The 12,688-nt window shown below is 72.2% G+C and carries 10 protein-coding genes; 5 read left to right on the forward strand and 5 right to left on the reverse strand.

Annotated features, from left to right (window positions below; genetic code table 11):
* The first annotated feature begins 14 nt into the window (after positions 1–14).
* The gene (locus AB0L37_RS29870) at positions 15–2,402 is read left to right on the forward strand and encodes an excinuclease ABC subunit UvrA (protein ID WP_365512126.1); all 2,388 of its coding nucleotides are present in this window, start codon (positions 15–17) and stop codon (positions 2,400–2,402) included.
* Positions 2,403–2,423: 21 nt separating this feature from the next.
* Here the strand turns inward: AB0L37_RS29870 and AB0L37_RS29875 are convergent, their stop codons facing one another.
* Positions 2,424–3,776 carry a VWA domain-containing protein gene (locus AB0L37_RS29875; RefSeq protein WP_365512129.1) on the reverse strand — a complete coding sequence of 451 codons (1,353 nt, stop codon included), beginning with the start codon at positions 3,774–3,776 and terminating at the stop codon, positions 2,424–2,426.
* On the reverse strand, positions 3,773–4,633 hold the full coding sequence (locus AB0L37_RS29880; protein ID WP_365512350.1) for a MoxR family ATPase: 861 nt from the start codon (positions 4,631–4,633) through the stop codon (positions 3,773–3,775). Before AB0L37_RS29880 ends, AB0L37_RS29875 begins: the two co-directional genes overlap by 4 nt.
* 166 nt (positions 4,634–4,799) lie before the next feature.
* Here AB0L37_RS29880 and AB0L37_RS29885 point away from each other — a divergent pair, with 166 nt between their 5' ends.
* From AB0L37_RS29885 to AB0L37_RS29895, 3 genes are all read left to right on the forward strand, one after another.
* Positions 4,800–5,297, forward strand: coding sequence for a helix-turn-helix domain-containing protein (locus AB0L37_RS29885; protein WP_365512131.1), 498 nt, complete (start codon positions 4,800–4,802; stop codon positions 5,295–5,297).
* Positions 5,298–5,391: 94 nt separating this feature from the next.
* Entirely contained in the window at positions 5,392–5,904 is a 513-nt protein-coding gene (locus tag AB0L37_RS29890) for an SRPBCC family protein (RefSeq protein WP_365512133.1), read from the forward strand.
* A complete protein-coding gene (locus tag AB0L37_RS29895; RefSeq protein WP_365512136.1) occupies positions 5,904–6,947 on the forward strand; it encodes an LLM class flavin-dependent oxidoreductase in 1,044 nt (347 codons plus the stop codon). Before AB0L37_RS29890 ends, AB0L37_RS29895 begins: the two co-directional genes overlap by 1 nt.
* A gap of 83 nt (positions 6,948–7,030) precedes the next feature.
* On the opposite strand, the gene AB0L37_RS29900 is transcribed toward AB0L37_RS29895, so the two are convergent.
* Together AB0L37_RS29900 and AB0L37_RS29905 are read right to left on the reverse strand one after the other, a co-directional pair.
* Positions 7,031–8,023, reverse strand: coding sequence for a Ppx/GppA family phosphatase (locus tag AB0L37_RS29900; RefSeq protein WP_365512139.1), 993 nt, complete (start codon positions 8,021–8,023; stop codon positions 7,031–7,033).
* Between the two features lie 29 nt (positions 8,024–8,052).
* Positions 8,053–11,181, reverse strand: coding sequence for a carboxyl transferase domain-containing protein (locus tag AB0L37_RS29905; protein WP_365512142.1), 3,129 nt, complete (start codon positions 11,179–11,181; stop codon positions 8,053–8,055).
* A 76-nt stretch (positions 11,182–11,257) separates the two neighbouring features.
* Here AB0L37_RS29905 and AB0L37_RS29910 point away from each other — a divergent pair, with 76 nt between their 5' ends.
* A complete protein-coding gene (locus tag AB0L37_RS29910; protein WP_365512145.1) occupies positions 11,258–11,965 on the forward strand; it encodes a helix-turn-helix domain-containing protein in 708 nt (235 codons plus the stop codon).
* On the opposite strand, the gene AB0L37_RS29915 is transcribed toward AB0L37_RS29910, so the two are convergent.
* The gene (locus AB0L37_RS29915; protein ID WP_365512148.1) at positions 11,948–12,655 is read right to left on the reverse strand and encodes an HAD family phosphatase; all 708 of its coding nucleotides are present in this window, start codon (positions 12,653–12,655) and stop codon (positions 11,948–11,950) included. The genes AB0L37_RS29910 and AB0L37_RS29915 overlap by 18 nt on opposite strands.
* Positions 12,656–12,688 lie beyond the last annotated feature (33 nt).

Consider the following 12,688-nt stretch of genomic DNA (forward strand, 5'->3'; position numbering starts at 1 on the left):
GAGACGAGACCAGCATGGCCAAGAGGACGACCCGGACCTCGACCGAGCCGCACGCCGCCGACAGTCACGACATGATCAGCGTGCACGGCGCGCGCGAGAACAACCTCAAAGACGTCAGCATCGAGATCCCCAAGCGACGCCTGACCGTCTTCACCGGGGTCTCCGGATCGGGCAAGAGCTCGCTGGTCTTCGACACGATCGCCGCCGAGTCGCAGCGCCTGATCAACGAGACGTACAGCGCCTTCGTGCAGGGCTTCATGCCGACGCTCGCGCGCCCCGAGGTCGACGTCCTCGACGGCCTGACCACCGCGATCACCGTCGACCAGCAGCGGATGGGCGCCGACCCGCGCTCCACCGTCGGCACCGCCACCGACGCCAACGCGATGCTGCGGATCCTCTTCAGCCGCCTCGGCAAGCCGTACATCGGGCCGCCCAGCGCCTTCGCCTTCAACGTCGCATCGGTCAGCGGCGCCGGCGCGATCACCGTCGACCGCGGGGACGGCAGGACGCGCGCCGAGAAGCGGACCTTCAGCCGCACCGGCGGCATGTGCCCGCGGTGCGAGGGCCGCGGATCGGTCACCGACTTCGACCTGACGCAGCTCTACGACGACAGCAAGTCGCTCAGCGAGGGCGCGCTGACCGTCCCCGGCTACAGCGTCGACGGCTGGTACGGGCGGATCTTCCGCGGCTGCGGCTTCTTCGACCCGGACAAGCCGATCCGCAAGTTCACCAAGCGCGAGCTCCAGGCGCTCCTCTACAAGGAGCCCACCAAGATCAAGGTCGAGGGCGTCAACCTCACCTACGAAGGCCTGATCCCCAAGATCCAGAAGTCGATGCTCGCCAAGGACGTCGACGCGTTGCAGCCTCATGTGCGCGCCTTCGTGGAGCGCGTCGTCACCTTCACCACCTGCCCCGACTGCGAGGGCACCCGGCTGAGCGAGGGCGCCCGCTCGTCGAAGATCAAGAAGATCAGCATCGCCGACGCCTGCGCCATGCAGATCAGTGATCTCGCCGAGTGGGTGCGCGGCATCAAGGAGCCCTCGCTCGGGCCGCTCCTGGAGAACCTCGTCGACACCCTCGACTCGTTCGTCGAGATCGGGCTCGGCTATCTGTCTTTGGAGCGCCCCTCGGGCACCCTGTCCGGCGGCGAGGCGCAGCGGGTCAAGATGATCCGCCACCTCGGGTCCTCCCTCACCGACGTCACGTACGTCTTCGACGAGCCGACGACCGGGCTGCACCCGCATGACATCCAGCGCATGAACAACCTCCTGCTGCGCCTGCGCGACAAAGGCAACACGGTCCTCGTCGTCGAGCACAAGCCGGAGACCATCGCCATCGCCGACCACGTGGTCGACCTCGGTCCCGGCGCGGGCACGGGCGGCGGTTCCGTCTGTTTCGAGGGGACCGTGGAGGGGCTGCGCAAGAGCGGCACCGTCACCGGCCGCCACTTCGACGACCGTGCCTCCCTCAAGGACAGCGTGCGTACGTCGTCGGAGGCGCTGGAGATCCGCGGCGCGTCCACGCACAACCTGCGCGGCGTCGACGTCGACATCCCGCTCGGCGTGCTCTGCGTCGTCACCGGTGTCGCGGGCTCCGGCAAGAGCTCGCTCGTGCACGGGTCGATCCCGGCGGGCGCCGACGTCGTCTCCGTCGACCAGGGCGCGATCCGCGGCTCGCGGCGCAGCAACCCGGCCACGTACACCGGTCTGCTCGACCCGATCCGCAAGGCGTTCGCCAAGGCCAACGGCGTCAAGCCCGCCCTGTTCAGCGCCAACTCCGAGGGCGCCTGCCCCACCTGCAAGGGCGCCGGCGTCGTCTACACGGACCTCGGCATGATGGCCGGCACGTCCACGACCTGCGAGGACTGCGAGGGCAAGCGGTTCGACGCGTCGGTGCTCGAGTACCGCTTCGGCGGCCGGGACATCAGCGAGGTCCTCGCGATGTCGGTGGCGGAGGCCGAGGAGTTCTTCGGGGAGGGCGAGGCCCGCACCCCGGCCGCGCACAAGATCCTGGAGCGGCTCGCCGACGTCGGCCTCGGCTACCTCACCCTCGGCCAGCCCCTGACGACCCTCTCCGGCGGGGAGCGTCAGCGTCTCAAGCTGGCCACGCACATGGGCGAGAAGGGCGGCGTCTACGTCCTCGACGAGCCGACCGCGGGGCTCCATCTCGCCGATGTGGAGCAGCTGTTGGGGCTCCTCGACCGGCTCGTGGACGCCGGGAAGTCGGTCATCGTGGTCGAGCACCACCAGGCCGTGATGGCCCACGCCGACTGGATCATCGACCTCGGTCCGGGCGCCGGGCACGACGGCGGGCAGATCGTCTTCGAGGGCACCCCGGCCGATCTCGTCGCCGACCGGTCGACCCTCACGGGGCAGCACCTGGCCGAGTACGTCGGGGCGTGAGCCGCCGGTGAACGGGCCGGCTCACACCGGAAGGAGCCGGCCCACCAGCGCGCTCAACTGCCGTGCGTTGCGGCACTCGTACATCTCGACGACGTCCCCGTACAGGCCCGCCGCCGAGTCGCCGGTGTCCCACTGGGCCCGCGACTCCGGGTTCAGCCAGTGGACGCGGCGGGCCTGGCGGGCGATGCGGCGCAGGGCCGGCAGGTTCGGGTCCTGCTGGTTGTTGCGGGCGTCGCCGAGGACGAACACCGTGGTGCGCGGGCCGACCGCGGCCTCGTAGCGCTCCACGAACTCGCCGAGCGCCGTGCCGTAGTCGCTGCTGCCGTGCCAGCCGGTGAGCGTCGCCTCCTCGGTGATCCGGGCGCCGAGGCCCTCCGGGTCGGCGGTGCCCCGGGCGATGAGGTCGGTGACCTCGTCGATCCGGTTGACGAAGGCGAAGACGCGGACCTTGCTGAACTGGTCGTGCAGCGCCTGGACGAGCAGCATCGTGAAGTTCGCGAACCCCGCCACGGAGCCCGACACGTCGCAGAGCAGGACGAGTTCGGGGCGGGCCGGGCGGCGCCTGCGCAGCACCGGGCGCATCGGGACGCCGCCCGTCGACAGCGAGCCGCGCAGCGTGCGGCGCAGGTCGATCTGCCCGCGCGCGGCGCGGCGCCTGCGGGCCGCGAGCCGCGTCGCGAGTTTGCGGGCCAGAGGGTGAACTGTCCTGCGCAGCTCGGCCAGTTGCTCCTTGCCCGCGTACAGGAACAGGGTGCGGTCCGGGGTCTGGACGGGCATCCGGCGGGCGATCTCGTCGCGGTCGCGTGCCTCCGCGACCCGGCGCCGCGCTTCGGCGCGCACCTGCGCGCGGAACTCCTCGATGCGCCGCCGGATCTCGTCGGCCTCGATGCGGTCGGTGAACTCACCGGACCGGCCGCCGCCCGCCCGGATGCCGGACATGATCTGAGCGAGGAGCGTCTGCGGGCGCAGCCGGTCGAGGGTCTGCTGCGACGACCAGCCGTTGGCGTCGTAGCCGCCGAGCCCGTCGACCGCCTCCGCCGCCAACCGGGCCATCGCGGCACGGTCGTTGGCGGCGAGCGCATCGGCGAGGCGCTCGCGCAGGTCGTCGCGGTCGAAGCCGCCCTGGCGGGCGTCGGGCGCTCCGATGCCGCGCGGGAAGTACAGGTCGAAGACCGGGTCGAAGACGGGACGCTGGCCCTGGTCGTGCAGGAGCGCGGCGGCCAGCCCCTCGCGCAGGTGCTCGCGGTGGTCGAGGCCGAGAGCGGCGACCGCCTGCGCGGCGTCGACGCTCTCGCCCGTGCCGATCCGGATGCCGTGCGTGCGCAGCGCCCGCACCAGGGACGTGACCCGGTCCGCGACCGAAGGGCCGCTCACACGGCGTCCAGATCGAGCTTGGCCGCCGCCTTGTTCACGTCCTCCTGGTGCTTGAGGACGACGCCGAGCGACGCCCGTACGACCTCTTCGTCGAGCCGGTCCGCGCCGAGTGCGAGGAGGGTGCGTGCCCAGTCGACGGTCTCCGCCACCGAAGGGGCCTTGCGCAGGTCCATCGCGCGCAGCGCGCCCACGACCCGGACCAGGGACTGCGCGAGCACCGCGTCGAGCTCCGGGACCTTCAGCGAGACGATCCGCCGCTCCAACTCCTCGTCGGGGAAGTCGATATGGAGGAACAGGCAGCGGCGGCGCAGCGCCTCCGACAGCTCACGGCTCGCGTTCGACGTCAGTACGACGAACGGGCGGCGCGTGGCCTCGATCGTGCCCAGCTCCGGCACCGTCACCTGGAAGTCGGAGAGCACTTCGAGCAGCAGCCCCTCCACCTCCACGTCGGCCTTGTCCATCTCGTCGATGAGCAGGACCTTCGCGTCGTCGCCGCGGATCGCCTCCAGGAGCGGCCGCGTCAGCAGGAACTCCTCGCTGAAGATGTCCGTGCGCGTCTGGTCCCACGTCTCGTCGCGGCCCGCCGTGATGCGAAGGAGCTGCTTGGCGTGGTTCCACTCGTACAGGGCGCGGCTCTCGTCGACGCCCTCGTAGCACTGGAGGCGGATCAGGCGCGCGTCGCTGATCGCGGCGACGGCCTTCGCCAGCTCCGTCTTGCCGACGCCGGCCGGGCCCTCGACGAGCAGCGGCTTGCCGAGCCGGGCCGCCAGGAAGACGGTGGTCGCCACCGCGGGCGAGGCCAGATAGCCGGTGCCGGCCAGGCGTGCGGTGACATCGTCCACGGAAGTGAACAACAGGGCCTCCAGCTCGGTGCGTTGCGGACGCTCCAGCTGATCAGCCCGACCGGGCCGCCAGCAAGGGCCGCGCGCCGTTCATGGCGAACGTCACGTCCCACGGAAAAGCGCGACTGGCTGCTGAGTCTCGTACGAGGACCCACTTGCGCGCCCTCCGTATCCTGGCCGCATGAGGCGCACATCCTTTGCCGACTGGCCCTGCTCCATCGCCCGCACCATGGACCTCCTGGGCGACTGGTGGACCCCGCTCGTGCTGCGCGAGGCGTTCTACGGGATCACCCGCTTCGACGTCTTCCAGCAGGAGCTCGGCATCGCCCGCACCACCCTCGCGGAGCGGCTGCGGCGGCTCGTCGAGGCCGGTCTCATGGAGAAGCGCGCCTACGAGACGGCCCCCGTGCGCCATGACTACGTCCTCACCGAGAAGGGCCGCGACTTCTTCGGCGTGCTCGCCGCGATGAACGCGTGGGGCAACCGCTGGCTCTCCGGCGAGGAGGGCGCACCCGTCGTCTTCGAGCACGACCGCTGCGGCCACGAGAGCGAGGCCGCGGTCGTCTGCGGCGCGTGCGGCGAGCCGATGACGGCGGACGACACCCACGCGCGCAGGGGGCCCGGCTATCCGCCGCGGCTCGCCGAACGCCCCGACATCCGGGAGCGGTTCACCCGCTGACACGACGAGCACCGGGCCGGGGAACCTCTTGACGCAGTGAGTCCATCTACGAAACTCTCAAGGTCACAGCCTATTCGGAGAGAGGTGGACCACGATGGAGTGGACCGGCGCGCGATACGCGGATGCCCCGACCGTCGAGGTGCGGCGCCGCATCGAGGCACCGCCGCGGCGGGTCTGGGAGCTGGTGTCGGACATCGACCTCATGCCCCGGCTCAGCGACGAACTGTGCGCGGTCGCGTGGGCGGACGAGACGCGCGGCGTGGGCGCGCGGTTCGTCGGACGCAGCGAGCACCCCTCGTTCGGTACGTGGGAGACCACCTCGTACGTCATCGCGTGCGAGCCGCCCCGCGAGTTCGCCTGGGCCGTCGGGGAGCCCGAACTCCCCAGCGCCGTCTGGCGGTTCACCCTGACCGAGGAGGAAGACGGGGCGACCGGGCTGACGCAGTGGATGCGGCTCGGCCCCGGCCGCTCCGGACTCTCGTACGCCATCGACCGCATGCCGGAGAAGGAGCAGAAGATCGTGTACGTACGGCTGCGCGAGTTCGAGCGGAACATGGGCGCGACGCTCGACGCCCTGAAGGCCCTTGCCGAAGGGGAGGCGCGCTGATGCGCACGTCGACGACGATCGAGGCGTCCGGCGGGAACTGGCGGGAGACGGTCGACTTCGTGACCGAGGCGGAGAAGCTCGGCCTGGACATCTGCTGGGTCGCCGAGGCCTGGGGCTCCGAAGCGCCGTCCGCACTCGGCTACTTGGCGGCGTGCACGGACCGGATGTTGCTCGGTTCCGGGATCATCCAGCTCGCCACCCGTACCCCGGCCGCCATCGCGCGCGCCGCCATCACCCTGTCGAACCTCTCCGAGGGCCGCTTCCTGCTCGGCCTCGGCCCGTCGGGGCCGCAGGTGATCGAGGGGCTGCACGGGGTTCCGTTCGCACGGCCGCTGGCGCGGATGCGGGAGACCGTGGAGATCGTGCGCATGGCAGTGGCCGGTGAAAAACTCGCCTATGAGGGGCGGGAGTTCACGATTCCCCTGCCCGGAGGCGAGGCGCGGCCGATGCGCCTTTCGATGCGCGCCGAGCATGAACTCCCCATCTATCTGGCCACGTTGTCGCCGAAGATGCTGCGGCTGACCGGTGAAGTGGCCGATGGGTGGCTCGGGACGAGTTTCGTGCCGGAGGGGGCGCAGGACGCGTACTTCGCCCACCTGGACGCGGGACTTGCCGCCGTCGGCCGGACCCGGGCCGACCTCGACATCTGCCAGGGCGCCGAGGTGAACTTCGCCGAGGACGAGGACGCGCTGCGGGAGATCGTCGCGAGCCGCAAGAAGGAACTCGCGTTCAGCCTCGGCGGAATGGGCTCCGCGTCGACGAACTTCTACAACCAGGCCTACAGCAGGCAGGGGTGGGCCGACGTCGCCGCGGCGGTCCGCGAGCGGTGGCAGGGCGGCGACCGGGACGGGGCGGCCGCCCTGGTCACCGACGAGATGGTGCTGGCGACGACGCTCATCGGGACGGAGACGATGGTGCGGGAGCGGTTGACGGTGTGGCGGGACGCGGGGGTGGACACGGTGCGGCTCTATCCCGCGGGGGAGACGGTCGGGGAGCGGCTGGAGACGTTGGGGCGGGCCATTGAGATGGTGCGGGGGGTTTGAGCCGGGGGCCCGCGCCGTGGGGGTTGCTCGCTGTGTGCCGGGTGGCTCCTTGGCTGTGGTTGCTCGCGCAGTTCCCCGCGCCCCTAGGGGGCTGTGCTGCTCGCCAGGCGCAAGGGGCGGGCGGGGAGTTCATGGGTTCTTCCGTGCCACCAGTCCGTGTCGCCCTCTATGCGGCGCAGCAGGATTCCCTCGCGGATCGCCCAGGGGCAGACCGTCAGTTCGCGGATGCCCATGAGCTTCATCGCCGTGTGGCCGACCAGGGCCCCCGCCAGGGACTGGGACGCCCGGGGCGCGGAGATGCCGGGGAGTTCGGCGCGGCGGTCCGCGGGCAGCGCCGCCAGCTCCGTCATCGCCGTGCGCAGCGCTTTGCGGGTCAACTGCCGTGGCACGAACGGGCCGTGGCGCCCCGGAGCCGCCCCGCACAGCCGGGCCAGCTGCGTGAACGTACGGGAGGTGGCCGCCGCCGTCAGCGGGCCCTCCCAGCGGATCCGGGCCGCCACGTCCCTGAGCTGGTGGCGGACATGGCGGCGCAGCGCCCTGAGGTGGTCCTCGGTGGGCGGCTCGAACTCGGGCAGGTGCTCACGGGTCAGCCGGGCCGCGCCGAGCGGCAGCGAGATCGCGAACTCCGGCATCCTGCCCCGCCCGAAGGCCACTTCGAGCGAGCCGCCGCCGATGTCCAGGACGCCCAGCGGCCCCGCCCGCCAGCCCATCCAGCGGCGCGCGGCGAGGAACGTCAGCTCGGCCTCCACCTCGCCGGGCAGGATCCGCAGTCGTACGCCCGTGCTCTCCTCGACGGCATCCAGGACCTCGTCCCGGTTCGGCGCGTCCCGCACGATGGCCGTGGCGAAGGCGAACGGCTCGTCGCTGCCCCACCGTTCGGCCTCCGCGAACGCCGCCGTGACCGCGTCCGCGATCCGCTCCACGGCGCGCGGACCCAGTCTCCGGTCCCCGTCGACCTCCTCGGCGAGCCGCAAGCGGCGCTTGGCCGTGTGCACCGGCAGCGGAGCACCGTCCCGTGCGTCCGCTATCGCGAGCCGTACCGTGTTCGACCCGACATCCACCACACTGATTCGCATGATCGTTCGAGTACCCGGATGAACGGCTGTCAAAGCATCGGTGAATTGCCGGCGAACGCCGAAATGATCCAACTCCGGGACTGGGCGGGGTCGATGACCGCGTCGATCTCCAGGGCCGCCGCCGCGTTCACCGCCCTCCCGTGCTCGTACATCTCGGCGACCCGCGCCTCGAACGCCCGCTCCCGCTCGGCTGGATCGGCGATGGCCGCCAGCTCGCGACGGTAGCCGAGCCGCACCGCGCCTTCCAGGCCCATGCCGCCGAACTCGCCGCTCGGCCACGCCGCCGTCGCCAGGGGTGCCCGCGTCGAACCGCCCATCATGGCCATCGCGCCGAGCCCGTACGCCTTGCGCAGCACGAGGCAGACCAGCGGCACGGACAGCCCGGCGCCCGCGATGAAGAGCTCCGCGAACTGCCGTACGGTGGCGGTGCGTTCGGCCTCCGGGCCGACCATGAACCCCGGGGTGTCGCAGAGCGAGACGACCGGCAGGCCGAACGCTTCGCAGCGGCGCAGGAAGCGGGCGGCCTTGTCGGCGGCGTCCCGGTCCACTGCGCCGCCCAGGTGCCCCGGGTTGTTGGCGATCAGGCCCATCGGCCGGCCCTCGATCCGGATGAGTGCCGTGACGATGCCGACGCCGAAGCCGCGCCGCAGTTCGAGGACGGAACCCGTGTCGGCGAGCCCGTCGATCGCGGTCCGCACGTCATAGGCGCGCCGCCGGTTCTCGGGCACCGCATGCCGCAGCAGCCGCTGGTCCGGCGCCTCCCAACTCCCTCGCTCTCCTTGGAAGTACGAGAGGTAGGCGCGGGCCGCGCGCACCGCCTCCGCCTCGTCCGCGACCGGCAGGTCCACGACACCGTTCGGCACCTGGACCGACAGCGGGCCGATGTCCTCGGGCCGGTGCACGCCGAGGCCGCCGCCCTCGATCATCGCGGGGCCGCCCATACCGATGCTCGCCTCGGGCGTCGCGATCACCACGTCGCAGCAGCCGAGCAGCGCCGCGTTCCCGGCGAAGCAGCGGCCCGACGCGATGCCGACGAGCGGCACTCTGCCGCTGAGCCGCGCCATCTGATGGAACGTCATCACGTTCAGGCCCGCGACGGAGGTGGTGTCCGTGTCGCCGGGCCGCCCGCCGCCGCCCTCCGCGAAAAGGACGACGGGCAGTCCGCGCCGCTCGGCCAGATGCAGCATCCGGTCCGTCTTGCGGTGGTTGTTGAGGCCCTGCGTCCCGGCCAGGACCGTGTAGTCGTACGACATCGCGACCGCGGGCGAGCCGTTGATCCGGCCCGTGCCGGTGACCATGCCGTCGGCGGGCGTCGAGCGGATCAGGTCGTCGAGGGTGCGCCGCTGCCGCTGGGCGGCCACGGCGAGGGCCCCGAACTCGGTGAACGTCCCGGGGTCGCACAGGTCGTCGATGTTCTCGCGGGCCGTGCGGCGCCCCGCCGCGTGCCGCTTGGCGACGGCCTCGGGCCGGTTCTCGTCGAGCCCGAACGCGTGCCGGGCCACCACCTGTGCGAGATCGTCCCGCACGGCGTCCGGGTCGAGACGCTCTACCGTCACGCTGTGCGCCGGTCCTTCGTCGGTCACGTCGAGGAACGCCAACTCGGCGCCCTCCGCGACCGTTTCACCGACACGGGTGCGCACCTCCCGTACGACGCCGGGCTGCTCAGCGCGCACGACGTGCTCCATCTTCATCGCTTCCAGGACCAGCAGCGTGGCCCCCGCGGCGACGGTCCTGCCCGGCTCCGTCTCGACGGCGACGACCGTGCCGCTCATGGGTGCGGTCACGATGCCGGGGGAGGCCTGCGGCGCCGGCTCCTCGGCCGGGGTCAGCTCGGCCAGATGGCGCCGCACGAAGCCGGTGTCGATGCCGCCCGCCGTGAAGCCGGGGTGGTCAAGTGCCGCACGGAGCAAGGGGATTCCGGTGCGCACGCCCTCCACCGTGAACTCGTCGAGCGCCCGCCGGGCCCGCGCGCAGGCCGCCGGGAAGCCGGGGGCGTGCGCGACGACCTTCGCCAGCAGCGAGTCGTAGCGCGTGCCGACCTCGGTGCCGGCCCGCGCCGCCGTGTCCACCCGGACGCCCGGCCCGGCCGGCAGATCGAACCGGGTGATGCGCCCCGCCGACGGGCGTACCGTCCCGTCGGCCCCCGTGACCTCCGCGTTCACCCGCACCTGCACCGCGACACCGCGCGGCGCGGGCGGCGGCCCCGCAAGACCCAGATCGGCGAGCGACTCACCCGCCGCGATCCGCAGCTGCGCTGCGACGAGGTCGACGCCCGTCACCTCCTCCGTCACCGTGTGCTCCACCTGGAGCCGCGGATTGGCCTCGATGAACACGAACTCCCCGTCCCTGACGAGGAACTCGACCGTGCCGAGCCCCGTGTATCCGGCAGTGCGGGCCAGTCGCAGCGCACTGCCGACGAGCGCGTCCCGCACGGCCGGGTCGAGGCCGGGCGCCGGGGCGATCTCGATCAGCTTCTGATGGCGGCGCTGCGCACTGCAGTCCCGCTCCCACAGATGCCCGACCTCCCCGCGGCCGTCCGCGACGATCTGCACCTCGATGTGGCGGGCCCCCTCCCACAGCCGCTCCACATACAACTCGGGCCGCCCGAAACCCTGTTGAGCCTCGGACCCGCACCGCTCCCACGCGTCGTCCAGCTCCGCGGCGGTGCGCACCACGCGCATCCCCCGGCCACCGCCCCCGCCCACCGCCTTCACCATCACCGGACCGCCCGCGAGGAACGCCCGCGCCTCGTCCAGGCCACTCCCGCCCTCGGTGCCCGGCAGCACCGGCACCCCGCACTCCACGGCGAGCGCACGGGCCCGCGCCTTGTCGCCGAAGAGCGCGAGCACCTCCGGCGATGGACCGACGAAGACGACGCCCGCGTCGGCGCACCGCCGCGCCAGGTCCGCCGACTCGCTCAGGAAGCCGTATCCCGGGTGCAGGAACGCGCACCCGGTCCTGCGCGCCGCCGCGACCAGGGCCTGCGCGTCGAGATACCCGCCGGGCGCCAAGGGGACGCGCTCGTCGGCCAGTTGGAGATGGCCGTCGTCGCCAGGCTCGTGCACCGCCACCGTGCGCAGCCCCAGCTCGGCGGCGGCGCGCAGTACCCGTACGGCGATCTCCCCGCGATGGGCGACGAGTACGGCGGCGGATCCCATGAGCCCTCCGGAAGTCGTGATGAACGGGTCCCGCCACCTTCATTGACACTGACGTCAACGTCAATACTCTGGCGCTGTGGCACGCAGACAGCAGACCCGACAGGAGTGGGCGACCCGCACGGCTCGCGACCGCACCGACGCACCCGCCCGCGGACGGCTGCTCGACGCGGCCGAAGAAGTCTTCGGCAGGCTCGGCCACGGGCCGACGACCATCGCCGACATCACCGCACGGGCCGAGATCTCCCGGGCCGGCTTCTACGTGTACTTCGCGTCGAAGGACGAGGTGTTCCGGGTCCTCGCGGCGCGCGTACGGGACGCGTTCCTCGCCGCGCAGGACGTGCCCGGCATCGACACGGACGACGTGGCCGCGGTCACCGAAGCCTCCACCGGCGCGTTCATCGCCGCCTACGCCCGCCACCTGCCGCTGCTCACCCTCGTCGAACAACAGGCCCGCACCGACGACGAGGTGCGCGCCCTGTGGGAGGAGATCCGCGAGCGGCCGGTCCGCCGCGCCGCCCGCTACGTGCGCCGCGTCGCGGCCGAGGGCCGGGCCCGCCCCGTCGTCGACCCGCTCACGCTGTCCCGCGCCGTCGGCGGCATGAGCGTGGAGTTCGCCCGCCTCGTCGCCGAGCACCCGGACACGTACGACACGGCCGTCCGCGACGTCAGCGCCATGTACCGCCACCTTCTCGGCCTCGGGCACACACCCGAACGCCGGGACACCGACACCGACGCCGGCGGGGCCGTGCTCAGCCCACCGGACAGATCAGGAGGACGGAGCTGACCGCTCGAGCCAGTCGCACGCGGCCCGCGCCGTGAACTCCTCCTGACCGCCCTTGAACAGCAGGTCCGCCGTGGTGAACGCCGGATCGTCCGCCTGCGCCGCGACATACGGCAGCGCGATGCAGCGCATGCCCGCCGCGTGCGCCGCGGCGGCACCGGGCGCCGCGTCCTCCAGGACCACGCAGTGCGACGCCGGACGGCCCAGGCGCCGCGCCGCCTCCAGGAACACGTCGGGGGCGGGCTTGCCGTGGTCGACCTCGTCCGCGGACACGTACAGCGGCAGCTTCGCCAGGAGGCCGGTGCCGGTGAGGATCGCCTCGATGGCCTCGGGCGACGACCCCGACGCGACGATCATCGGCACCCCGGCGGCATGCAGGTGGTCGACGAAGAGGCCCATCTGCGGGAACACGTGGGTGTCGGCGCGCGCGATGTCGAGATAGCGGGTGTTGAGGTCGTCGAGGAGCTCCGTGTCGGGCGCCCCGATGCCGTACCGCCGCTTCCACAGCCTGATCGTCTCCAGGGTGGAGATCCCGACGTACGCCTCGTTGTCGGCCCAGGTGTAGTCGGTGACGCCGTAGCGGGCGAGGGTGCCCAGGGTCGCCTTGTAGTAGTTGGGCTCGCTGTCGACGAGGGTGCCGTCGAGATCGAAGACGACCGCGGTGTCGCCGAAGTGAGGGGAGTGGTCGCTCATGCCTTCCAGCATGCAGGAACCGAAGCCCCGACG

The sequence above is a fragment of the Streptomyces sp. NPDC052225 genome, assembly GCF_040679615.1.
In the GTDB taxonomy this organism is placed as follows: Bacteria; Actinomycetota; Actinomycetes; order Streptomycetales; family Streptomycetaceae; genus Streptomyces.

Excerpts from the sequence above, each read along its gene's own strand:
- AB0L37_RS29870 (WP_365512126.1), top strand. The coding sequence starts at position 15 with ATGGCCAAGAGGACGACCCGGACCTCGACCGAGCCGCACGCCGCCGAC.
- AB0L37_RS29885 (WP_365512131.1), top strand. The coding sequence starts at position 4,800 with ATGAGGCGCACATCCTTTGCCGACTGGCCCTGCTCCATCGCCCGCACC.
- AB0L37_RS29890 (WP_365512133.1), top strand. The coding sequence starts at position 5,392 with ATGGAGTGGACCGGCGCGCGATACGCGGATGCCCCGACCGTCGAGGTG.
- AB0L37_RS29895 (WP_365512136.1), top strand. The coding sequence starts at position 5,904 with ATGCGCACGTCGACGACGATCGAGGCGTCCGGCGGGAACTGGCGGGAG.
- AB0L37_RS29900 (WP_365512139.1), bottom strand. The coding sequence starts at position 8,023 with ATGCGAATCAGTGTGGTGGATGTCGGGTCGAACACGGTACGGCTCGCG.
- AB0L37_RS29905 (WP_365512142.1), bottom strand. The coding sequence starts at position 11,181 with ATGGGATCCGCCGCCGTACTCGTCGCCCATCGCGGGGAGATCGCCGTA.
- AB0L37_RS29915 (WP_365512148.1), bottom strand. The coding sequence starts at position 12,655 with ATGAGCGACCACTCCCCTCACTTCGGCGACACCGCGGTCGTCTTCGAT.